The 21,750-nt window shown below is 70.9% G+C and carries 21 protein-coding genes and 1 pseudogene; 11 read left to right on the top strand and 11 right to left on the bottom strand.

Annotated features, from left to right (window positions below; translation table 11 throughout):
- Positions 1 to 18: 18 nt before the first annotated feature.
- Together ctaD and ACFYPN_RS23285 are read left to right on the top strand one after the other, a co-directional pair.
- A complete protein-coding gene (ctaD, locus tag ACFYPN_RS23290) occupies positions 19 to 1,749 on the top strand; it encodes a cytochrome c oxidase subunit I (protein ID WP_389300722.1) in 1,731 nt (576 codons plus the stop codon).
- A gap of 58 nt (positions 1,750 to 1,807) precedes the next feature.
- On the top strand, positions 1,808 to 2,149 hold the full coding sequence (locus tag ACFYPN_RS23285; protein ID WP_358765940.1) for a hypothetical protein: 342 nt from the start codon (positions 1,808 to 1,810) through the stop codon (positions 2,147 to 2,149).
- Here the strand turns inward: ACFYPN_RS23285 and ACFYPN_RS23280 are convergent.
- Together ACFYPN_RS23280 and ACFYPN_RS23275 are read right to left on the bottom strand one after the other, a co-directional pair.
- The gene (locus ACFYPN_RS23280) at positions 2,139 to 4,037 is read right to left on the bottom strand and encodes an FUSC family protein (protein ID WP_358765961.1); all 1,899 of its coding nucleotides are present in this window, start codon (positions 4,035 to 4,037) and stop codon (positions 2,139 to 2,141) included. The two genes, ACFYPN_RS23285 and ACFYPN_RS23280, sit on opposite strands and share 11 nt — an antisense overlap.
- 336 nt (positions 4,038 to 4,373) lie before the next feature.
- Positions 4,374 to 4,577 carry an antitoxin gene (locus ACFYPN_RS23275; protein ID WP_358765942.1) on the bottom strand — a complete coding sequence of 68 codons (204 nt, stop codon included), beginning with the start codon at positions 4,575 to 4,577 and terminating at the stop codon, positions 4,374 to 4,376.
- Positions 4,578 to 5,023: 446 nt separating this feature from the next.
- Here ACFYPN_RS23275 and ACFYPN_RS23270 point away from each other — a divergent pair, with 446 nt between their 5' ends.
- Complete coding sequence (locus tag ACFYPN_RS23270) at positions 5,024 to 6,292, top strand: D-arabinono-1,4-lactone oxidase (RefSeq protein WP_389300720.1); 1,269 nt, start codon at positions 5,024 to 5,026, stop codon at positions 6,290 to 6,292.
- A 22-nt stretch (positions 6,293 to 6,314) separates the two neighbouring features.
- Here ACFYPN_RS23270 and ACFYPN_RS23265 read toward each other — a convergent pair whose 3' ends face one another.
- Together ACFYPN_RS23265 and ACFYPN_RS23260 are read right to left on the bottom strand one after the other, a co-directional pair.
- Positions 6,315 to 7,322, bottom strand: a complete 1,008-nt coding sequence (locus ACFYPN_RS23265) for an MASE1 domain-containing protein (RefSeq protein WP_358765963.1) — start codon at positions 7,320 to 7,322, stop codon at positions 6,315 to 6,317.
- Positions 7,323 to 7,380: 58 nt separating this feature from the next.
- On the bottom strand, positions 7,381 to 8,208 hold the full coding sequence (locus ACFYPN_RS23260) for a PP2C family protein-serine/threonine phosphatase (RefSeq protein WP_358765946.1): 828 nt from the start codon (positions 8,206 to 8,208) through the stop codon (positions 7,381 to 7,383).
- 200 nt (positions 8,209 to 8,408) lie between these two features.
- Between ACFYPN_RS23260 and ACFYPN_RS23255 the strand changes: the two genes are divergently transcribed.
- The 3 genes from ACFYPN_RS23255 to ACFYPN_RS23245 all read left to right on the top strand — a co-directional run bounded on the left by ACFYPN_RS23255 (position 8,409) and on the right by ACFYPN_RS23245 (position 11,534).
- The gene (locus ACFYPN_RS23255) at positions 8,409 to 9,284 is read left to right on the top strand and encodes an acyl-CoA thioester hydrolase/BAAT C-terminal domain-containing protein (protein ID WP_389300717.1); all 876 of its coding nucleotides are present in this window, start codon (positions 8,409 to 8,411) and stop codon (positions 9,282 to 9,284) included.
- A gap of 199 nt (positions 9,285 to 9,483) precedes the next feature.
- Positions 9,484 to 11,112, top strand: a complete 1,629-nt coding sequence (locus ACFYPN_RS23250; RefSeq protein ID WP_389300714.1) for a family 43 glycosylhydrolase — start codon at positions 9,484 to 9,486, stop codon at positions 11,110 to 11,112.
- Positions 11,109 to 11,534 carry a cytidine deaminase family protein gene (locus tag ACFYPN_RS23245; protein ID WP_389300712.1) on the top strand — a complete coding sequence of 142 codons (426 nt, stop codon included), beginning with the start codon at positions 11,109 to 11,111 and terminating at the stop codon, positions 11,532 to 11,534. Before ACFYPN_RS23250 ends, ACFYPN_RS23245 begins: the two co-directional genes overlap by 4 nt.
- A 53-nt stretch (positions 11,535 to 11,587) precedes the next feature.
- Here ACFYPN_RS23245 and ACFYPN_RS23240 read toward each other — a convergent pair whose 3' ends face one another.
- Together ACFYPN_RS23240 and ACFYPN_RS23235 are read right to left on the bottom strand one after the other, a co-directional pair.
- Positions 11,588 to 12,127, bottom strand: coding sequence for a hypothetical protein (locus tag ACFYPN_RS23240; protein ID WP_389300709.1), 540 nt, complete (start codon positions 12,125 to 12,127; stop codon positions 11,588 to 11,590).
- A 223-nt stretch (positions 12,128 to 12,350) separates the two neighbouring features.
- The gene (locus ACFYPN_RS23235) at positions 12,351 to 14,012 is read right to left on the bottom strand and encodes a CehA/McbA family metallohydrolase (RefSeq protein WP_389300707.1); all 1,662 of its coding nucleotides are present in this window, start codon (positions 14,010 to 14,012) and stop codon (positions 12,351 to 12,353) included.
- A gap of 407 nt (positions 14,013 to 14,419) precedes the next feature.
- On the opposite strand from ACFYPN_RS23235, the gene ACFYPN_RS23230 reads away from it, so the two are divergent.
- The 3 genes and pseudogenes from ACFYPN_RS23230 to ACFYPN_RS23220 all read left to right on the top strand — a co-directional run.
- On the top strand, positions 14,420 to 14,632 hold the full coding sequence (locus ACFYPN_RS23230) for a winged helix-turn-helix transcriptional regulator (RefSeq protein WP_389300951.1): 213 nt from the start codon (positions 14,420 to 14,422) through the stop codon (positions 14,630 to 14,632).
- Positions 14,633 to 14,736: 104 nt separating this feature from the next.
- Entirely contained in the window at positions 14,737 to 15,102 is a 366-nt protein-coding gene (locus ACFYPN_RS23225) for a transposase (protein WP_389300705.1), read from the top strand.
- A pseudogene (locus ACFYPN_RS23220) lies at positions 15,060 to 15,299 on the top strand (transposase); the annotation flags it as partial. The gene ACFYPN_RS23225 and the pseudogene ACFYPN_RS23220, both read left to right, overlap by 43 nt.
- 75 nt (positions 15,300 to 15,374) lie before the next feature.
- Here the strand turns inward: ACFYPN_RS23220 and ACFYPN_RS23215 are convergent.
- Positions 15,375 to 15,698, bottom strand: coding sequence for a hypothetical protein (locus ACFYPN_RS23215; RefSeq protein WP_358765960.1), 324 nt, complete (start codon positions 15,696 to 15,698; stop codon positions 15,375 to 15,377).
- A gap of 327 nt (positions 15,699 to 16,025) precedes the next feature.
- On the opposite strand from ACFYPN_RS23215, the gene ACFYPN_RS23210 reads away from it, so the two are divergent.
- Positions 16,026 to 16,804 (top strand): IS5 family transposase gene (locus ACFYPN_RS23210; RefSeq protein ID WP_389300948.1). Its coding sequence is split into 2 segments (ribosomal slippage): positions 16,026 to 16,340 and positions 16,343 to 16,804, totalling 777 coding nucleotides; the frame shifts between segments, so codons are not numbered across the junction.
- A 232-nt stretch (positions 16,805 to 17,036) separates the two neighbouring features.
- Positions 17,037 to 17,558, top strand: coding sequence for an SMI1/KNR4 family protein (locus ACFYPN_RS23205; protein WP_389300702.1), 522 nt, complete (start codon positions 17,037 to 17,039; stop codon positions 17,556 to 17,558).
- Between the two features lie 77 nt (positions 17,559 to 17,635).
- Here the strand turns inward: ACFYPN_RS23205 and ACFYPN_RS23200 are convergent.
- The 4 genes from ACFYPN_RS23200 to ACFYPN_RS23185 form a co-directional block, all read right to left on the bottom strand.
- Positions 17,636 to 18,426, bottom strand: a protein-coding gene (locus tag ACFYPN_RS23200; protein ID WP_389300945.1) for an IS5 family transposase whose coding sequence is annotated in 2 segments (ribosomal slippage) — positions 17,636 to 18,109 and positions 18,112 to 18,426 — 789 coding nt in all. Because the reading frame shifts where the segments join, the coding sequence is not laid out codon by codon here.
- 356 nt (positions 18,427 to 18,782) lie between these two features.
- Positions 18,783 to 19,307, bottom strand: a complete 525-nt coding sequence (locus tag ACFYPN_RS23195) for a hypothetical protein (RefSeq protein WP_358766304.1) — start codon at positions 19,305 to 19,307, stop codon at positions 18,783 to 18,785.
- 187 nt (positions 19,308 to 19,494) lie between these two features.
- Positions 19,495 to 20,403 (bottom strand): NAD-dependent protein deacetylase, encoded by a 909-nt coding sequence (locus ACFYPN_RS23190; protein WP_358766302.1) that lies wholly within the window; start codon positions 20,401 to 20,403, stop codon positions 19,495 to 19,497.
- 439 nt (positions 20,404 to 20,842) lie between these two features.
- Complete coding sequence (locus tag ACFYPN_RS23185; protein ID WP_358766306.1) at positions 20,843 to 21,409, bottom strand: HD domain-containing protein; 567 nt, start codon at positions 21,407 to 21,409, stop codon at positions 20,843 to 20,845.
- Positions 21,410 to 21,750 lie beyond the last annotated feature (341 nt).

Below are 21,750 nucleotides of genomic sequence, written 5' to 3'. Positions count from 1 at the left end.
GATCAAGGGAGCGTCGCAGTGACGACGAGCAGTACCTCAGAACCGGTGGAATCAGACGACTCGTACGAGGACGAGCTGCCGGTACGGCACAAACAGCCGGGGAACGTCGTCATCAAATGGCTCACCACCACCGACCACAAGACGATCGGATCGCTCTACCTCATCACGTCCTTCGGCTTTTTCTGCGTCGGCGGCCTGCTGGCCCTGGTCATGCGCGCGGAACTGGCCCGGCCGGGGATCCAGATCGTCTCGAACGAGCAGTACAACCAGCTCTTCACGATGCACGGCACGATCATGCTGCTGATGTTCGCGACGCCGCTGTTCGCCGGTTTCACCAACTGGATCATGCCGCTGCAGATCGGCGCGCCCGACGTGGCGTTCCCGCGGCTGAACATGTTCGCGTACTGGCTGTACCTCTTCGGTTCGCTCATCGCGGTCAGTGGCTTCATCACCCCCAACGGCGCCGCGGACTTCGGCTGGTTCGCCTACTCCCCGCTCTCGAACGCGGAACACTCGCCCGGCGTCGGCGGAGACCTGTGGGTCATGGGTCTGGCCTTCTCCGGCTTCGGCACGATCCTCGGCGCCGTCAACTTCATCACCACGATCATCTGCATGCGCGCGCCCGGCATGACGATGTTCCGGATGCCGATCTTCGTGTGGACCGTTCTGCTGACCGCTGTTCTGGTCCTGCTGGCCTTCCCGGTTCTCGCCGCCGCGCTCTTCGCATTGGAAGCGGACCGAAAATTCGGGGCCCACGTGTTCGACGCGGCCAATGGCGGCGCATTGCTCTGGCAGCACCTCTTCTGGTTCTTCGGGCACCCGGAGGTGTACATCATCGCCCTGCCGTTCTTCGGCATCATCAGCGAGGTCATCCCCGTCTTCAGCCGCAAGCCGATCTTCGGTTACGTCGGCCTGATCGCGGCGACGATCGCCATCGCGGGTCTCTCCGTGACGGTGTGGGCGCACCACATGTATGTGACGGGCGGCGTGCTCCTGCCGTTCTTCTCCTTCATGACGTTCCTCATCGCGGTGCCGACGGGCGTGAAGTTCTTCAACTGGATCGGCACGATGTGGAAGGGCTCACTCTCCTTCGAGACGCCCATGCTCTGGGCGACGGGGTTCCTGGTCACCTTCCTCTTCGGTGGTCTGACCGGCGTTCTGCTGGCCTCGCCGCCGCTGGACTTCCACGTCTCGGACTCGTACTTCGTCGTCGCGCACTTCCACTACGTCGTCTTCGGCACCGTGGTGTTCGCGATGTTCGCCGGATTCCATTTCTGGTGGCCGAAGTTCACCGGCAAGATGCTGGACGAGCGGCTCGGCAAGATCACCTTCTGGACGCTGTTCGTGGGTTTCCACGGCACGTTCCTGGTGCAGCACTGGCTCGGTGCCGAGGGCATGCCGCGTCGCTACGCGGACTACCTCGCGGCCGACGGCTTCACCGCGCTGAACACGATCTCGACGATCTCCTCGTTCCTGCTCGGTCTGTCGGTCCTGCCGTTCTTCTACAACGTGTGGAGGACCGCCAAGTACGCGAAGCCGGTCGGGGTCGACGACCCGTGGGGCTTCGGCCGTTCTCTGGAGTGGGCCACCTCCTGCCCGCCCCCGCGGCACAACTTCATCACCCTGCCCCGGATCCGGTCCGAATCCCCGGCGTTCGACCTGCACCACCCGTACGTCCGCGAGATCGACGACGCGACCAACATGCCCGGCGCGTCCGCGACCGTCGCCCCGGGCGACAAGCAGCAGTAGACGCAGCAGTGGACGCAGCCCCACCCGAAGACGTCCGCCGTCACGAGAAGAGGAACGCGTGAAACCCGATCCTGACTGCGCCCGGGGTCTCGCCCGCATGGAGGGCTACCTCCTGTGGAACGCCGAGGTCGAGGAAGCCCGCCGCCACGCAGGCCGCTTCACCGATCAGCTCCCCTGGCTCACCAGCGCCCAACGCGAGGACGTGGAACGCGTCTACGTCATCGACCGCGTGGCGGTCTGCCGCGACTCGTTCACCAGAGTCGCCGGGCGGGCCGTCGAACTCCGTGCCGAGTACACCGCACGCTACGAACAGCTCAGGAACCGCTGTGTGGCGCTGTCGGTCGCCGGGGCCGGTGCCGTGACGGGCGCCTGCGCCGCGCTGACCCTGCTCACCCGCTGACCCGCTGCACCACGCTCCCCGCCGCGGGCACCGCTCCCGCGGCGGGGACCTCCACGAGTCCCCACCCCGCCCTCGGCGGCGCCCCCGCACCGTGCCTGTCCGGTCCGAAGACGCCCGTCCGCGCGGCGGCGAGAGCGGACAGCCGGGCGGTCAGACGGTCGGCGTACGGACGGGACAGTCCGGCCGGGCGCCCGGCCAGGTGCACGGCGCAGGCCGTCGTCGTGTCGATCAGCATCTCCAGCGCCTGGGCCACCTCGGCAGCCCCCGCCGTACGCCGGGCCACCGGAGGCAGTTCGGCAGCCGACAGATCGATCGCGTTCCGGGCCACCGCGAGTGACCGGTAGGCATCCCGCCGCAGGTCGCCACGGCGCTCCACGTCCCCGGGGTGCTCCAGCACATGACGCAGATACCGGTGCGCGGCCGAGGCCGACGCGTCCAGCGCCGAGCGCACCGAGTGCATCCGCTGACGCGGCATCCGCACATGACCGATGACCAGTACGAGAGCACACGCCAGCAACGACTCCACGACGCGCCCGGCACCGGCGGAGGGCTCACCGGTCAGCAGCACCAGCGAGAGCACGAGCACGGTGACGACCGCGGTCTGGGCCGCGAAGTGCCGGCTGGCCACGGGGATGAGCGCGCCGCACACCGCCACCGCTCCGACCGCGACCGCAGGCCCGGCGAACGGCGCCAGCAGCACGGCGAAGAGGGCGGCTCCCGCCACCGTCCCGGCCGCCCGGCACAGCACCCGCGAGGCCAGCGGCCCGAGATCGGGCTTGACCAGGAACACGGCGGTCGCCGGCAGCCAGTACCAGTGGTCATGACGGAGCACCTGGGCGAGCACGGTGCTCGTCCCGCAGCACAAGGCGACCCGGATGCCGTACGCCCGTCCGGCCGGGCCGAAGGCGCGCCGCAGCAGCGACGTCGGGCCGGACGCTCCGCCGGGCCGCAGCCGGCGCCCCTCCCGGTTGTCGAAATCGGCGGCCGCGCCCAGCAGCGCCTCGTCGAGAGCCCGCAGCCCCGAGCGGGACCGGACCGGCGCGGGGAGCGGGCCGCAGGGGGCACCCGTGAGGACGGCCCGCGCCAGCCGGTCCGGCCCCTCGGAGATCCGGGCCGGCAGCGGTTCCCCTGCCCAGGCCAACGCGGTCGCCGCCTCGGCCAGGGGGAACGCGGCGGCGTACCGGGCGTGCAGTCTGCGCTCGGCCGCCGAACTCGCGTGCCGCCGCAGCCTCGGCCCGGACAGCGTGTCCTGCGCGTGGTCGAGCGCGGCACTCAGGGCCGCGCGACGGCTCGGGGCGTGCTCGCTCCCGGCGGCCCGGAGCAGATCGGCGACGGCCGTGTACACCGCCGCCACGGCCTCGCGCTCCCCGTCGAGGACGTACGGAGCGCCTCCTCCGGCCCGCGAACGTACCGGGGAGGGCAGTACCAGTCGCAGAATGAGCAGCCACACCGCGCCGGCGAGGAAGAGACCCGCGCGCTGCCAGCCAGGTTCGGGCAGCGGCATTCCGGCGCCGATCACGGCCGCCACCAGCAACTGGGTTCCGCAGGAGGAGGCCACCGGTCCGGCGGAGCTGAGCGCGCCCGCCACGAGCCCGAGAAGGCCCAGCGCGAGCGGCAGGAACACCAGCGAACGGCTCCCGCCGGTGATGTCGCCGAGCCAGGTGCCGACGAACAGCCCGAGGGAGCCGATCACCGCGGGAAGCCCGAGCCGCAGCACCGCGCCGCGGCGGCTGCCCGGCCGGTCGTTGATCCCCGCGAGCATGGCCCCCAGCGCGGCGGGTACCCCCAGCGAGGGCCGGTCGGCCAGGACCGACAGCAGCAGGGGCAGTGCGGCAGGCCCGCCCCGCAGAACCGCACCCCAGGGCACCGGGGCGCGCGGCAGGTTCATGACGTGGCCGAGCCAGCGGGGCAGCGGCCGGGTGCGGATGGGGAAGGAGAAAGCGGGCACGACAGGTCGGATCACGAGGCTCCCGTCCAGCGGTGACGTGATGCGCCGGTGGACGTCCTCGGCCTTGGCTTCGAGGCCAGCCTAAGGGAGCGCCGGCGAGAACCCGCTGTCCTACCGTTTCCGGCAGGTGAACACTCCACGCCGTGAAGACGCGCCCGTCGGCGGGAAGAGCGCCCGGGGCGGCGCGCCGGCCCGGGGAGACCCTGCGGCCCCGACCGCGGCTTCCCACGACGGCGTGCGGCGGATCACAGCGGCTCCGACGCGCCGCCGGCCCGTCTACCGGCGGGGCGGGTCGCTCTCGCCGCCCCGCTCGTCCCCCGCCCCGAACTGACGCCGGAGGCCGTCCTGAGCGGTGTCGACCTGGCCCTCGTACTTGTTCCCGGTCTTCTTGTCGACCATGTCGCCGCCCTTGTCGACGGCCTTGCCCGTCTGCTCCTCATGTCCCTTGAGCATCTTCTTGATCTTGTCCATCGCCGACATGGCGCGTCCCTTCCGTCTCGTCCCCCGCGGTCCTCTCAAGGTTCGCCGCACCGCGCCCGCTCCGCATCCCCGGTCGTACCCCCGGGATGCGAAGCCCGCACCCGCGCGGAAGTGTGAACACCGCCCCCCTGGGCAGATACCGGTTGACCAACAGGAGGTGGTGGCCATGGGCCGCATCAGGATCGTCCGCCGTCCACCGCCGCCCTCGGGGCCGCCCCCGCTCGATCTGCGCACGCCGTCCGGTCGGCCGCTTCCCTACTGAGGACGCGCACGAAGGTGCCGGATGCCACCCTCACCGGCCATCCCGTCGACCGGTGCCGGTGACTAAGCTTCGTACGCATGATCGATCATTCTGTCCCGCGCTCATGTCCCGAGCAGGGAACCGCCGCGTGTCCGCAGGCTGCTGCGCGCCCCACCGCCCGTACGGCCCGACGGGAGAGCGCCGCGTGAACGCGCCCGAGCGGAACTGGGCCAAGAACGTCACCTTCGGTGCCCGGCGCCTGCTGACCCCCACCTCCGTGGAGGAGCTGCGCCACATCGTCGGATCGTCCGCCGAAATACGCGCCCTCGGCACCCGGCACTCCTTCAACGAGATCGCCGACACGCGCGGTGACCTGGTCTCCGTCGCCGGGCTGCCCCGGGTGGTCGACATCGACTCCGTCGCCCGGACCGCCACGGTGAGCGCCGGACTGCGGTTCGGGGAGTTGACCGGCGCCCTGCACGGGAGCGGCTTCGCCCTCCACAACCTCGGCTCCCTGCCGCACATCTCGGTCGCCGGAGCCTGCGCCACCGGGACCCACGGTTCCGGTATCGGGAACCGCTCGCTGGCCGGTGCGGTCCGTGCCGTCGAACTCGTCCGCGCGGACGGTTCCCTGACCACGCTGGAGCGTGGCCACCCCGACTTCCCCGGCGCGGTGGTGTCCCTCGGGGCGCTCGGTGTCGTCACACGGCTGACCCTCGACCTCGTGCCCACCTTCGACATCCGGCAATGGGTCTACGAGGACCTGCCCCGCGACCAGGCGGTGCACGGGTTCGACGAGATCATGTCCGCGGGGTACAGCGTCAGCCTCTTCACGAGCTGGCGCGACGGACCGGTCGACCAGGTGTGGGTGAAGCGTGCCGTGACCGCAGAGGACGCGGACGACGCCCCGGCCGAGTGGCGCGGCGCGGTGCTGGCGGACGGCCCCCGTCACCCGGTACCCGGGATGCCGGCCGGGAACTGCACCGTGCAGCAGGGGGTACCCGGCCCCTGGCACGAACGGTTGCCCCACTTCCGCCTCGAGTTCACCCCGAGCAGCGGCGACGAACTGCAGTCGGAGTACTTCGTGGCACGGCAGGACGCCCCCGCGGCCTTCGAGGCGCTGGAGCGCATCCGGGACCGCGTCGCGCCCCTGCTGCTGATCGCCGAGATCCGGACGGTGGCGGCCGACGACCTCTGGCTGAGCCCCGCCCAGGGGCGCGACTCGGTGGCCTTCCACTTCACCTGGAAGCCGGACGCCGCGGCCGTCACGCCGGTGCTGCACGCCGTCGAAGAGGCACTGGCCCCCTTCGGCGCCAGGCCCCACTGGGGCAAGGTCTTCCCGATGGGCCCCGGAAACCTGCGGGACCTGTACCCCGACTACGCCCGCTTCGAGGAACTGGCCACCCGGTACGACCCCGAGGGAGCCTTCCGTAACGATTTCCTGCGGCGGTTCTTCCCCCGGTCGGGGGACTGACGCTCGCGCCCGGCCGCCCGTCTCACCCGGGCTCCGGACCGATCGCCGCGCGTTCGCCGGACGATGGTCTCCGGGCACGGGCGGCCGATCGGGGCGTCAGTTCCTCGACCAGCTCCGCCAGCTCCACGCAGGCCCTCTCCATCTCGCGGCGGATGACCAGCTGCTCCGTGACGACCGCCGACAGCAGGAGCGAGGTGAGCGTCACCGAGCCGTTCAGCAGGGCGAGGTCGAGCATCACCTCCAGCACCCCGTGGCCCCGGAACGGCCCGGCCTGATGCGTCGCCGAGATCACCGCGAGGACGGAGACGAGCAGGGCGCACGGGGCGCTGCCCGCCAGCTGGAAGCGGAGCGCCGCCCAGATCAGGACGGGAAACACCAGGTAGAGCATGGCGAGCGTGCTGGTCGTCGCCAGGACCGAGGCGGCCGTGATGACGATGAAGAGACCGATGGCCTCCAGCCAGCGGTCCGTGACCCGGGGCCACCGCGCGCGGCGCAGGACGAGAAGGATGGGCGTCACCACGAGCACCCCCATCACGTCACCGGCCCACCAGCACGCCCAGACGGGCCAGAACCTCTCCGGTGGCAGCTTCTCGGTCAGTACCAGCGTGACGGTACCCAGGGTGGCGCTGATCAGCATGCCGGCGAAGGCGCCCAGGAAGACCAGCGCGACCCCGTCCCGCAGGCGGTCCAGCTCCTCCCGGAAGCCCACCGAGCGCAGGGCGATCCAGGCGCACACCGGTGCGAGTGTGTTGCCGATCAGGATGCCGATCCCCAGGGGCGAGAACGAGCCGCTCACGGAGAGCGTGGTGCCCAGGGCGCCGAGCGCGATGCCCGGCCAGATCCGTCCGCCGAACTGCAACAGGGCGCCCAGCGCCATTCCCGTGGGAGGCCACAGGGGCGTCACGACCGACTGGTACGCCTCCACCCGTCGGAGCAGGCCCAGTCGGCCGGACAGGTAGTACGCGGCTGCGACGCCCAGGAGCTGGGCGGCGGCCACGGTCCGGCGTCTGGCCTTCTCACTGCGGGTCACAGAGGTCATCAGACACCGCGCCCCGCGTGACACCGGCGGTGACACGCGCGGTCCGCCGTCAGCCGTCCGGGCCGCCCCCGTGCCGCAGGACGAGGAAGGCCACGTCATCCTCGTGGCCCGTCATGTCCGCGGCACCGAGCACCGTCTGGGCGAGTTCCTCTGCGGAGGCGGTCACATGGGCGCTCACCAGTCGGCGTATCGCATCGAGTCCCTCGTCGAGGTCGAGGGAAGGCCCCTCGACGAGCCCGTCGGTCAGCAGAACCACCGCGCCGGGGACGTCGAGCCTGCGCCGGGTGACGGGATAGACCTCCCCGCCCATGATGCCCAGCGGCAGCCCACCCGGGCCCTCCGCGATCCCGGACCGCCCGTCGACGGTCGCCCACACGCTCGCCACGTGACCCGCGCGGGCGGAGTGGAGTTCCTGGCCGGCCGGATCGACCCGCAGGAAGGTGCAGGTGGCGAAGAGGGGCGCCGTCACCGCCATCATCAGGTCGTTCGTGCGGCGCATGACCTCGCCCGGGTCCGAGATGCTGCCCGCGATGGCCCGCATCGCGATCCTGATCTGTCCCATGACGGCCGCCGCCTCGACGTCGTGCCCCTGCACATCACCGATGGCGAAGCCGAGCGCCCCGTCCGGCAGCGCGAACCCGTCGTACCAGTCGCCGCCGATGTCGAGCCCGTGGTGGGTCGGCTGATAGCGGGCGGCGGTCTGCAGACCGGGCACCGAAGGCAGCGCGCCCGGAAGCATGGTGCGCTGCAACGCCTCGGCGAGTTCCACCCGGGCCTGGTGGAGTTCCACTTCCTGCCGCGCGCGGGCCGTGAGCTGCTGCAGGGTGCCGAGGAGGTCCGCGGCGCTCGCTGGGGCGGAATTCCTCCGGCGAGTCATCGGCTGCTCCAGTGCGGATCGGTCATTGCAGCGTATTTTGCGCGGGCCGGTCCGGCGACCCGGCGGCGTCCGGGTACGGACAGCGGTGTCGACGCCCCGGTGCCGCCTGCCGGGCTCCGGCACCGTACGATCCCGACCGGAGCCGCCCGGACCGCGTGAGCTGCGGGCGGCGCGACTCGTGCCGACGGGAGGGGACCGGCGTGGAAGTCCACGAGCGTGAGGTACACACCCCCTGGGAGGGCGTCCTCGCCACGCCTGCCGGGCGGAGCCGTGCCGCGGTCCTCGTCCTGGCAGGATCCAGCGGGCGGGTGGACCGCGAACGGGCGCGTCTCCTCGCCGGTCAGGGCCTGACCGCACTGGCGGTGCGCTGGTTCGGCGGTCCCGGACAGTCGCCGGGCATCTGCGAGATACCGCTGGAAACGTTCACCTCCGCCATCGGGCTGCTGAGGTCGACGGGCGCCTCGCGCATCGGGGTGCTCGGCGTCTCCAAAGGGGCCGAAGCCGCTCTGCTCACTGCCGTGCGCGATCCGCGGGTGGACGTGGTGGTCGCGGTGTCGCCGACCGACTCGGTCTGGTGCAACGTGGGACCGGGCCCCGACGGCAGGCACCACCCGTACCGTTCCTCGTGGTCCTGGCGCGGTGAGCCGCTGCCCTTCCTCCCCATGGACGACTCCTGGACACCCGGGACCCCCGCCGGTGAGCCGGTCGGTATGACCGCCTGGTACGAGCTCAGCCGCCGGTCCTTCGGGCACCTGCTTCCCGGCGCGGCGATCCCCGTGGAACGCGCCCGAGCCGCACTGGTCCTCGTCGCGGGCGGCGACGACGCGATGTGGCCCTCCCTCCCGGCCGCCGAACGGCTGGCCCTCCGGCGGCGCCGGGCGGGCGCGCCCGTCACGTTGATCAGCCGGGCCGGAGCCGGCCACCGTCCCCGCTTCCCCGGCGAGAACGTCCTCCCGGCGTCCGCGGCCCATCTCCACGGAGGCACTCCGCACGCGGACGCGCTGCTCGGAGAGGACGCCTGGCCACGAGTCGTCTCCGCGCTCCGGGGAACCCCGGCGGACCGGCCCGCCGGCTGACCGCCGGACCGCGGGCGGGGGCGACTCCCGGCCCGGCCTGCCCGCTCGGGGCGAGGCAGAACCAGGGGGGCGGACGGTTGTCGATACGGGTGTTCGACGCTACGGTCCACCTTGATCATCGGGAGCCCGGGTGCCCGGGCCGGAGCGGAAGGCCGCGAAGCACGTGCGAGACGGATCTGCACAGGTCGTACGGAATCCCGTGCTGCCCGGTTCCCACCCTGATCCCTCGATCGTGCGGGTCGGCGACGACTACTACCTCGCCACCTCGACGTTCGAGTGGTGCCCGGGCGTCCGGCTCCACCACTCACGGGACCTGGTCCACTGGGAGCCGCTCGGAGGGGCGCTCACCGGGCCGCCGGCGCTCGATCTGACCGGCTGTCCCGACTCCGGCGGCGTATGGGCGCCCAGCCTGAGCCACGCGGACGGGCTGTTCCACCTCGTCTACAGCAACGTGTCGGCGTACACCGGCGGATTCTCCGACGCCCCCAACCACCTCGTCACCGCTCCCACGATCCACGGTCCCTGGTCCGAAGCGGTCCCGCTGCACGCGCGTGGCTTCGACGCGTCCCTCTTCCACGACGGCCCCGACAGCTGGCTGATCAACCTCGTCCACGACTGGCGGCCCGGGCACGGCGGGTCCGCCGGCCTGGAGGCGACCCGCTACGACCGCACGGCCCGCGCCCTGAGCGGCGACCCCGCCCCCATCGACCTGCCTCCCGGGGACGGATGGATCGAGGGCCCCAACCTCTACCGCGTCGGCGACTGGTACTACCTGGTGACGGCCGACGGCGGAACCGGCTACGACCACCAGGTGACCGTCTCCCGCTCCCGCACCCTGACCGGCCCTTACGCACGCGATCCGGGCGGCCCGCTCATCACCGCACGCCACCGCCCCGAACTGCCCCTGCAGAAGGCCGGCCACGGCAGCCTGGTGACGACGCCCGCCGGAGAGTCCTACCTGGCCTACCTCGTCTCCCGCCCGCTCGGCCGGCGCGGGCCGTGCGTCCTCGGCCGCGAGACGGCGCTGGCGCCCGTGACCTGGACACCCGACGGCTGGCCCCGCGTTCCCACCGGCGAACCGGCCACGGAGGTGGCCGCCCCCACCTCCGTTTGGGGAGGCGGGACCGGTCCGCAGGACGCCCCGGCCCCGGGCACCCACGTCGAAGACGGCTTCGACCATTCCACCCTCGGGCCCCAGTGGTCCACCCTCCGGCGCCCCGCCGCACCGGACTGGCTGTCGCTCACCGACCGCCCCTCCCACCTGCGCATACAGGGAGGCCGCGCCCCGCACAGCCTTGTCGGACCCAGCCTGGTGGCGCAACGGGTGACCGCCCCCCGCTGCTCCTTCGAAGCGACGATGGAGTGCCGCCCCGGGGGATTCCAGCACCTCGCCGGGATCACCGCCTACTACAACACCCGCAACTGGCACTACCTGTACGTCACCGCCGACGACGAGGCCAGGCCCGTGCTGCGTACGGCGAGCAGTGACCGGGGCGTGCTGACGGTCGACGAAGCCGGCGGGATTCTCCTCGACGGCACCCTCGACGGCACCGCGCGTCTGGACCTGGGGTGCGACCTCGACGGCGGGGAGCTGCGCTTCCGCTACGACACCGGCGCCGGCTGGCGTCCTCTCGGCGGGGTGGCCGACGCCACCGTGCTCTCCGACGAGCACGCCGAGGACGTCCAGGGAGGGCAGGTCAGAGCCATGGGCTTCACGGGCGCCTTCGTCGGACTGTGGGTCTGGGACCTCGCCGGACGGGGCCGGCACGCCGACTACGATCAGGCGACGTTCACAGCGGAGGCTGATCCCGAGGGGTGGCAGACATGACAGATGTTGCCGACAAGCGGGCCCACCGCTACGACGCCGAACTCGTCCGGGCGGCCGAAGACGTGGCCCGCGCACGGTGCCGGGGCGACAATCACACCATGGCCGCCGCCGCACGCGCCCGGGACGGCCGGATCATCACCGCGGTGAACGCCTACCACTTCACCGGAGGGCCCTGCGCCGAGCTGGTCCTCATCGGCACCGCAGCGGCCCAGGGGGCGTACGAGCTGGACACCGTTGTCGCCGTGGGCGACCGCGACCGGGGGATCGTACCCCCGTGCGGACGCTGCCGGCAGGTGCTCCTCGACTACTTCCCCGCCATCGGGGTCATCGTCGGCGAGGGGGAGCGCGTACGGACCGTGGCCATCGCCGATCTGCTCCCTGAAACCTACGTTTGGGCCGACCACCAGCTCGAAGCGGGCTGATCCTGCGTCACGTCGTCCGCGCGGTCGATCCGGGCCCGTCGCCGTCGCCCGGGTCAGAGGCCGACGACGGCCCAGAGGCGCCGGCCTTCCGGGCCCGTCTCCGTGCCGCACCCCTCGACTCCGGGCAGGGCGGTGACCCGGTGCAGGACGTCGTCGCCGTCCGCCGTGTGCCCCGGGGACAGGCCGCTGCGGTGGGAGAGGACGACCACGCACGCCTGCCCGCCCTGGTCCGACAGGTGCACGCTGACCCTCCGGCCACCGTCGCCGAGGGCGGTGGCGAGGAGCAGTTCCGTGGCCGAGCCCACACCATGCACCGCGGCCGGCCCGAGGCGGTGTCCCCATGCGCCGAGCTGTCCGAGAACCTCACGCCGGGTCTTTCCGACCACCCACGCGGCGGACTCGTACGTCCAGTTCGCACCCCGTCGGTTCCGCATCCCGACCCGACGCAGGACGGTTCTCCGTACCACCCGTCCGCCCTCCGCCCCGTCGCGGGGAAGATCCGGCAAAGGCGGCGAGAGCGGCTTCTTCGCGGGAGGCGGCGTGCGCGGGGGAAAGCTCGGCGGGTTGGGGCCCTCGGCCACGGGCGCGGTCATACGGGGCCTCCCGAACGGTGTGCGGCACCTCCCGACGGAGTGCTGCCGTCCCGTCAGGGTAGAGCGCCGCACCTCGGTCCGGGCCGTTTCGCCCCGTTCGGTCCGGCGCGCTCCGCGTGCCCGCCCGGGTCGGCACCCCGCGGCTCCTCCACCGGCGAAACGCGGCAGGGGGAGTGCGCGAATCATCCCCCACGCCCGCGCGCCCTTGGCGTCCGACCGGCCGTCAGCGCCCCGACGGCTTCAGGAAGACCGGGTTGGTGAGGGCCGCCATCGGACCGAACATCAGGGCGTCGCCCATGGTGTTGCCCTGTCCCGCCGAACCGTTCGCCATCGGGTGGCGGACCTCGGCGCGCACGTACGCGGCGAGCGAGGTGGTCGTGCGCCACACCACCGTGCCCGCGCCCTCGGCGCCCAGGGACTCCTGGTGCATCTGACCCTCGTCGGTGATGAAGCGGACCGTGCCGTTCGGGACGCCCTTCACGTCCAGCCGGACGTCCACGGGCGCGTCCGCCGGCGCGTCGAGCCTCTCGCCGATTCCGGCCTGCCGCGCGTCGCCGCTGACGGTGAAGGTCAGCTCCACGGCTGCCGACTCGGCGATCCAACTGCGCCCGGCGCGGATTCCGTCCATGACCGAGTCGGTCCGCAGGTCGTCCGCGAGGACGACGTTGTGCGGCAGCCCGATGACCTGCGGGGCGCTGTGGGCGTCACTGTTGCCCATGGCCGGCACCCAACGGCCGCCCGAGCGCACCGCCTCGCCGATCTTCTGGTCCCAGGTACTGACGGCGTGCTCGTCGTCGTACGTCCACGGGCCGGTCCACACCTCGGTGGCGTCGGCGTCGTCGAAGCCGAACTTCCACTGGCTCGCCACGTACGCGCAGTACATGTGGGCGGGCACCACGAGGCCACCGCCGCGGCGCACCTGACGGGCGAAGCGCGGGAAGGCGTCGTCACGGTTGCGGTAGCGCCAGTCGATCCACTCGCCGGGGGGAAGGCCGAGGGCGAGCCAGTGGCCGTTGCGGGTGGTGACCTCCTCACCGGTGATGATCAGCAGGTCGGATCCGGCGCAGTCGCCCCACACCGCGTGCGCGGACGAGGTGTTGTGATCGGTGGAGACCATGAAGTCGAGCCCTGCTTCACGGGCGCCGGCCGCCACCTCGGCGGGCAGACGCTTGCCGTCGGAGTGGACCGTGTGCAGGTGGCAGTCGCCCCTGTACCAGGCGCGGCCCCGGCCCTTGGCCCGCTGCGGCGGGAAGTCACGGGGAGCGGCAGGGCCGGGCTCGCCGTAGGTCAGGCCCACCTCGACCCGATAGTTCAGCCCCTGCGGGGCGACCTGGTACGGGCCGAGGACGATGTGCCAGGTGCCGCGGTGGACCTTGCCCGGCAAGTAGCCCGGGGTGGCCTCGCTGTTGCTGATCTCGAAGGAGGTACGGGCCCCACCGGACCATCCGCGGAAGCCGCGCCCGCCCAGCCCGGCGCCGCGCTCGTCGAAGATGCCGATGTCGCAGAAGTTGCCGGGCGTGCCGGAGGGAACCGCGGGCTTGTCGTAGGAGTACGACACGGAGATCTTCCGCACGCCGGACGGCACCTCCACCGGGAGGTGGACGAAGTCGGCGACGCCGGTGGCCAGATGTCCGCTGATGACCTGCGTCGTCCCGGCGTTCCCGGCGTTCCCGGTGCTACCGGTCGTCCCGGTCGTCCCGGTCGTCGACTCGGCGGCCTCGGCGGAGTGCGCGAAGGTCATCGGGGCGAGGGTGAGGGCGGCCGCGCCGGCGACGCCCGCGGCCAGGAGTCCGCGGCGCCCCGGGCCGTTACCGGGTTCACCGGACCGCTCGGCGTCCCGGCGGAGGATGTCCACCTGGTGATCGCAGTGTCCATCAAGGCACATGGGTCGTCCTCAGCGAAGTGTGTGGTTATTGAACTCTTACTTCCCGACTCTCGGCGAGCTTCGTGAACGAGGTATGAGCCCCGTATGGCGGGGCGAAGTATCGGCAGCGGCGGAAAGGCGCGGGTCACGGTGGCGCCGCCGCACGGCCGCCGCGGTCACCGGTTGGTCCACGGAGGCACAGTCGATCGTGGTCCGCAGCCGCCGGGGGCGCTGGTGCCGTACCTCGCGTCGTAGGCATTCCTCCGAACACCGACCGTGAGTCGGACGCCAAGAGGGGTATACGGAACACATTTTGGACCGTCGGTATCCGAAACCAGCTGTAGCCGCCGGGTTCTGTGTGGCACAGCGAGAACTATTCGCCAACGACGGGCGAAACGCGAACGGGCCACCATTATCGGGCCCTGGATGTGGCTTCCGATCGCTCCTCACCCCGCAACAGGACCAGGGAAGAGATCTTCCGGGTCATCCGGGGCGGTGGTGCTCTCACGCGCGCTCAACTCGCCGAAGCCACCGGCCTTTCCAGGAGCACGGTCGACCACGCCGTGTCCCGGCTCATCGCCGAGGATGGTGTCCCGTGGAGTGGTGGAGCGGATCTCGGCGGAGAAATGCGCCTGTTCTGAGCCGTCGTGTGCGTCGACTGCCTGCGAGTGCTCCCTGAACACGAGGATGGCCACCGTGTAACTGGTCTGTGTGAACAGGCAGTTCGACCCCAAGGGGGTACACGGTGGCCTTGTCCCAGCATGACCTATTCCGCCTGCTGGAGTCACTGCGTCCGGTACATGGTCTTGAACTCGTGAGGGAAGTCGCCGAGCGGCTGTTGCAGGAGCTGATCGAGGCCGAGGCCGAGGCCACTGCGCACGTCGGCGCCGGATGGAACGAGCAGACGCCCACGCGGACTGGTTACCGCAACGGCCACCGGGACAAGACCGTGACCGAGCAGGCCGGCCACCTGGAGCTGGCGATCCCGAAACTGCGGGCCGGCAGCTTCTTCCCCAGCCTGCTCGAGCGCCGGCGCCGCATCGACCAGGCTCTCCACGCCGTCATAAGCACTGGAAGAAGATCCAGTCGACCAACCCCCTGGAACGGCTGAACCGGGAGATCAAACGCCGGTCCGACGCCGTCCAGGTCTCCCCGAACACCCACGCCGTCGCCCGGCCGGCCGGCCACCGCCGTCCTGGCCGAACTCCACGACGAGTGGATCGCCTTCCCCGCCACTACCTGTCCGTCGAGAGCATGGACAGCCTCTATCCGGACAGCACAACCCCCCTGCCCGGCACAACAGGGTGATCGCCTGCGCCACATCACGGGACAAGACCCGCTTTCCCTACCTCACCAGCCGATTCCTATACGGTGGTTCGTTAATCACAGGGAGGCAGCCTCACCGCCCACGGTGTCGGGAAGGTCGTCGTCATGAGTGTCGGCTATGACTTCGGCGAGGGTGAATTGGGCATGCTCGGCTGACATCCGATGATGGACTTCCAAGATGTAACTGCGGTCGGTGACGCGAATAACCTTCCTTCTCTGGCGACGGCGCCCCGACTCGGACCTCGGCTGCGCGTAGGTGTCGACGATGCGCAGCATCGCGCTCAGGGCTTCGGCTTCGGTCCCTTCGAGGTCGCGGTAGGGGGCGTTGTAACGGAACCCTTCCGACATGCCATCAGTTCGAAGGACAACCCATCGGGACACGGCGATTCTCCTCTCAGGGAAGCGGGGCACACCGAGGTCGAAGAGTGTCTCGGCCAGCCCAATTATGACGCCGGGGCCTGGTGGTGCGGCGCTGCGAGGCTATCGGTTGGGCCGACGCGCCGGAAGGGGCGGGGTGCGCGGGCCGTTTCCTCGCGGGGCCGTTTTTGTACCAGCCCGCGAACCGCAAGAGGTTCGGCAGCTGTGGCGGCTGGCCCGCGCAGAGGACACGGCTTAGAGCTCGTAACACGATCTTGTTGATGTTGGCTGGTGAGGCGTAACCGGTGTGATGATTCGGCCGTTCGTGAGGGTGTGGGTACTCGACCGTGGATCGTGGACGATGAGTTGTGGGCGTTGATCGAGCCGTTGCTGCCGCAGTGGCCGGAGCGGTCGCCGGGGCCGAGGCCGGTGCCGGACCGGCTCTGCCTCCAGGGCATCCTGTTCGTCCTCTACAACGACATAGCCTGGCAACTTCTGCCCTTGGAGCTGGGGTTCGGCTCGGGTCAGACGTGTGGGCGCCGACTGGACCGTTGGCAGAAGGCAGGGGTCTTCGACCGGTTGCACCGGGTCCTGCTCGCGGAGCTGAACGCGGCCGGCGAACTCGACTGGTCACGCGCGTGCGTGGATGGATCCCACATCCGCGCGAAAAAGGGGGCGCCGACACCGGCCCGTCGCCGGTCGACCGGCGGAAAACGGGCAGCAAACACCAGTTGATCTGCGACGGTCGCGGCACCCCGCTCAAGGTCATCACCACCGCGGCCAACGTCAACGACGTCACCCAGACCCTCGCCCTGGTCGACGGCATCCCACCCGTCGCGGGCCGACCCGGACGACCCCGCCGCAGGCCCGAAGCCCAGGGGTACGACTCCAACCCGAACCGCGACGCACTGCGCAAGCGCCGGATCCTGCCCGTCATCTCCCACAAGGGCCGCCCGAACATCAAGGGCCTGGGCAAACTCCGCTACGTCGTCGAGCAGACCTTCGCCCTGCTCCACCACTTCAAACGCCTCGCCGTCCGCGGGGAACGCCGCACCGAACTCCACGACGCCTTCGTCTCCCTCGCCTGCAGCCTCATCTGCTACCGCCGCCTCAAGAAGACCCGACCATGATCGTGTTACGAGCTCATAGGCTGGAACATCCGCACCATGGACGACCCTGCAGATACGGAAGCACGAAAGACCGCTATCAGAGGAGACTCCATGTTCAAAGAGACACGGCATCACGAGCTTCGAGGGTCCGAGCAGCGCTCGGAAGTGTGTCCCGCGGCCACGGCCGGCTACTGGCAGTCCAGACGAACCTGGTCGGTGTCCACCCCGAACGGGCGCCTACGGAGGAGTGGGCATGACGGGGAATGACGCGTTCGGGGAGGCATGGACGCGGCTTACGGAGTGGCTGGCCGTGATGGCCCCAGGGAGTCTGGCCGCAGTACGGCCAGCTGTTGCCAGAGAGGGTCTCCCACAGGAACTGAGCGAGTTGTACGCACATTGTGACGGCACGCTCCCCACCGAGGCAGGCCGGTTCTTGGTATCCGGGTGCGGTCTCCTCGGCGTAGATGAGGCGCTGGCGCTGCGTGCGCGCTTGGTGTCCCTGGTGGACGGACCGGATGCGGAGGCCGACTGGTGGCGTCTGGACTGGATCCCGTGGGCGGCGAACCACGACGGTGCGAGCTGCCTCTTCGTTGACACCGGGCCAGGCCCGGGCCGGGGCAGCGTCGGCTACTTTTTCAAGGAGACAGGCGGGGAGGCGCAGCTTTGGCCCTCGCTCACCGCGTTCCTTGTGGCCTTGGCCGACGCCGTGGAGGAGGGCACGCCGTTCCTCGGCGAGACGCCGGTCGTGCACGGCGACGCACTCGGCTGGGGTTGAGGGTGGGGTCGGCCCCCGGAGAGTGTCTCCGGGGACCGACCCGCTCACTGCGGCCCTGCTATGAGCTCGTAACACGATCATGGTCGGGTCTTCTTGAGGCGGCGGTAGCAGATGAGGCTGCAGGCGAGGGAGACGAAGGCGTCATGGAGTTCGGTGCGGCGTTCCCAGCGGACGGCGAGGCGTTTGAAGTGGTGGAGCAGGGCGAAGGTCTGCTCGACGACGTAGCGGAGTTTGCCCAGGCCCTTGATGTTCGGGCGGCCCTTGTGGGAGATGACGGGCAGGATCCGGCGCTTGCGCAGTGCGTCGCGGTTCGGGTTGGAGTCGTACCCCTTGTCGCCGAGGAGGGCTTCGGGCCTGCGGCGGGGTCGTCCGGGTCGGCCCGCGACGGGTGGGATGCCGTCGACCAGGGCGAAGGTCTGGGTGACGTCGTTGACGTTGGCCGCGGTGGTGATGACCTTGAGCAGGGTGCCGCGACCGTCGCAGATCAACTGGTGTTTGCTGCCCGTTTTCCGCCGGTCGACCGGCGACGGGCCGGTGTCGGCGCCCCCTTTTTCGCGCGGATGTGGGATCCATCCACGCACGCGCGTGACCAGTCGAGTTCGCCGGCCGCGTTCAGCTCCGCGAGCAGGACCCGGTGCAACCGGTCGAAGACCCCTGCCTTCTGCCAACGGTCCAGTCGGCGCCAACACGTCTGACCCGAGCCGAACCCCAGCTCCAAGGGCAGAAGTTGCCAGGCTATGTCGTTGTAGAGGACGAACAGGATGCCCTGGAGGCAGAGCCGGTCCGGCACCGGCCTCGGCCCCGGCGACCGCTCCGGCCACTGCGGCAGCAACGGCTCGATCAACGCCCACAACTCATCGTCCACGATCCACGGTCGAGTACCCACACCCTCACGAACGGCCGAATCATCACACCGGTTACACCTCACCAGCCAACATCAACAAGATCGTGTTACGAGCTCTAAAGGGAAGACCCGACCATGATCCTGTTACGAGCTCTTAGGGCTGTCCCGCAATGCGTGGTGGATCAGTGCGCGGCGTCAGATGCGGTGCATCGCCAGGCGGAGGGGCGTCCGCATACTGGATGTATGTGGACGTTCCGACAACCGGCGAGGTGCCGTAGCTGTCGTCGCGCACCCGCCAGGGTGCGGACGGCTGCCGGACACCTCCCGGAGCGGTCCCTGGCGACACCATGGGTGCGGCAGCCCGGTCGCGACGGGCGCACTCAGCGATAGTCCTCCGGGTGGCCCTGCATCCAGCTGTTGATGCGATCCCGGGTCCCGATCAGCTCGGTGCGGTGCTTCTCCAGGTTCGGGGTGGAGACGTCGCCGGCCAGCGTGGTGACCAGCGTATCGATCCAGGCCAGGGGCTCCTTGAAGTGGGCCGGGCCCTGCCGGTCCGCCTTCATCGACTTGTCCAGTCGGAGGAGTTCGTCGTGGACCCGGCCCAGGAAGTACGCGCAGTTCCCGTCTCCTGGAGCGCAGCCGTCCTGGTAGGTGGCCTGGAGACCGGAGAAGGCGTCGCGGACCAGTTCCGGGCCGGCCGGGGGCACGGTGGTGTCCAGCGAGTCGTCCGTGGGCGTGGGGGACGCGCTCGCCCCGGCGGCCGCGACCTTCGCGGCCGCTACCGACGGGTCCACGTACGGAACGTCGCCGCCCGCCCCGGTGGTGGTCGCGGCACTGCAACCCGCCAGACATACTCCCAGGACCACGGCCGGTATCGCGGCACGCAGTCGGACATGAAACACCATGAGCCCCCCAGTTCGGTAGGGCCGCACCCTATCGTCACCTCGTTGCCGGGCCGCACCCCGCACCGTACCCGGCGGAAGGCGCTCGCGGCCGTACCGAGCGCCACCGAGCGAGCGCCCGGGGCGTCCTCACCTGCAGAGCCGTGCACGAGGGCGCCTCCGGCCCGGACCGGCGGGGCGGGTCGGGGTGTCAGCGAGCGGCCCCGGCTGCCTGGTCGGCGACGGTGATCCCCAACCGGTCCGCCACGGCGGTCAGGGTCGCCCCCAGCGGGAGCGCGACGCGGGCGACGGCGTGCCGGTCGCCCCGCGTAGGGTCTCTGTTGACGATCAGCACCGGCTTCTGGTCCTCTGCCGCCTGGCGTACGAAGCGGAGACCGGACATCACCGTCAGCGATGAGCCGAGAACCAGCAGCGACGCCGCGTCACGGACCATGGCGCGGCACCGCTCGACCCGCTCCGGGGGCACGGACTCGCCGAAGAAGACCACGTCAGGCTTGAGTACGCCGCCGCAGACCGCGCAGGGCACCACACGGAAGTCGCCGACCTGCTCGTCGGTGAGGTCGGCGTCACCGTCCGGGTTGAGGGCGGCGGCCACCGGCGCGAAGCCCTCGTTGGCCGCCTCCAGCCGGACAGCGAGGTCGCGGCGCGAGCCGAAGGTGCCGCATGAGAGGCAGACCACCCGGTCCAGGCTCCCGTGGAGCTCCACGGCGTCCGGGCTGCCGGCGGCCTGGTGCAAGCCGTCGACGTTCTGGGTGATCACCCCTGAGAGCAGGCCGTGCCGCGCGAACGCGGCAACCGCCCGGTGCCCCGCGTTGGGGCGGGCGCGGCCGAAGGTACGCCACCCGAGGTGACTGCGCGCCCAGTAGCGCCGCCGGGCCCCCGCGTCCGCGGTGAACTCCTGGTAGGTCATCGGGGTGTGCCGGCTCAGGCTCCCGCCGTCTCCCCGGTAGTCGGGGATGCCCGACTCCGTGGAGATGCCCGCCCCGCTGAGCACCAGCACTCCGCCGGCGCTGAGCGCATCGGCGATCGGAGACGGATCCGTGATTCCGGGCGGTAGATCTTCGGGAGGTGTCCAGGTCAGAGTGGGGCGCATGCGCATGCCCCCAGGTTACGGCGCCGCCCGGCAGGCCCCGGGGGCGGTCAGCGGCGGCGCCCGTCGCCATCGCGTGGGGCGGCCGGGCCGGTGGTCCACCCAGAAGTGCGGGAGGCCACCCGCTACCCTCCCCGTCTCTCCGGCCGGGTATCGGCGTGCGTCCTCTCGCCGCTGTTCCGGGGCCCCTTCCACAGGCGTCGTCGTGCTCGCGGCCGTGTCGGCCGTGGGCCGCCCGGCGGCCTCGGCGACCGCGCCTGCCGGGTTGCTCCCGCCCCCTTCGCGCTCGCCGTCCCCGCGCCGCTCCCGCCGGCGGCCGGCGACAGAACCACCGGCGACCGGAGCGGACGATCGGCGCACTGTGCCACGTACGCGAACGCGGCGGACAGAGCGTTGGCACACCCGGTCAGGCAGGAGTGGGACACACCCCGGAAGCGCCACAGCTCCGTCAGGGATGGACCGGGAAGGACGCCTGCAGGGCGAGACGTCGTTCGGCGCCGTCGCCGATGTGCTCGAGCGCCTCGTCCAGGGCGAGGAACTCCTCCCAGTGCTCCCTGCCGGTGGCCCGGACCAGACGTGTGACGAGGAGGTCTTCGAGATCCGGCACCCGCTTGTTTTTCCAGATCTTGTCGGCGGTGCTCACCAGCAGGTCTTCGATCGTTGTCCCAGGAGCGGTCCACGCGGCGTGCGTTCCGGCGAATCGCGCCAGACCGGCGTGGAATCCGTGCGCCAACAGCATTTCCCTTCCGGCTTCTTCGTGGAGGGAACCGGGTCCGGAGAGTTCTGCGGGATGCTGCGTCTTGCCGATGTCATGGGTTGCCGCCCCGAAGAGGACAGCCGCGCGGTCGACGGCGAGCCCGGGAGCGCACAGCTCCGTCCAGTCGACCAGTTGGTACGCCACGTCGTGTACGGCGCGCAGGTGTGCGGCGAGTCTCGGGGGAGCGGTCACTCGGCGGAGGAGGTCCGCGACGTGCGGGGGCAGGGGGCGCAAAGGTGGATCGGTGGGTTCGAGCATGGCCCGGGACAGAAGGTCTGATGACGTCACCGGGACAGGTTAGGGGCCCCTCCGGAACCCTGTCATCGGCTCGGCGCCTTCTTGAACGGGCCGGTCCGGCGCGTGATCCACTGGCTGCGTCCATGCAGACGGAAGTTGATGGGTGCGCCCGTGGGGCGCGCGTCAGGTTCGCGCCCCACGGGCTGTCGGGGGAGGGGGAGGGAGAGAAGGTCGCCCGCCGGCCGGACCTGTCGAAGGGCGCGTGGGCTAAGAAGTCATCTCATTTGGCGAGCCTGCGGTAGCAGATGAGAGTGCAGGCGATGCTGGTGAAGGCCAGGAAGTGGTCGGCCTTGCGTTCGTAG

The sequence above is a fragment of the Streptomyces sp. NPDC005576 genome, from assembly GCF_042871745.1.
Taxonomy (GTDB): domain Bacteria; phylum Actinomycetota; class Actinomycetes; order Streptomycetales; family Streptomycetaceae; genus Streptomyces.
This window is presented reverse-complemented; position numbering and strand designations above follow the sequence as displayed.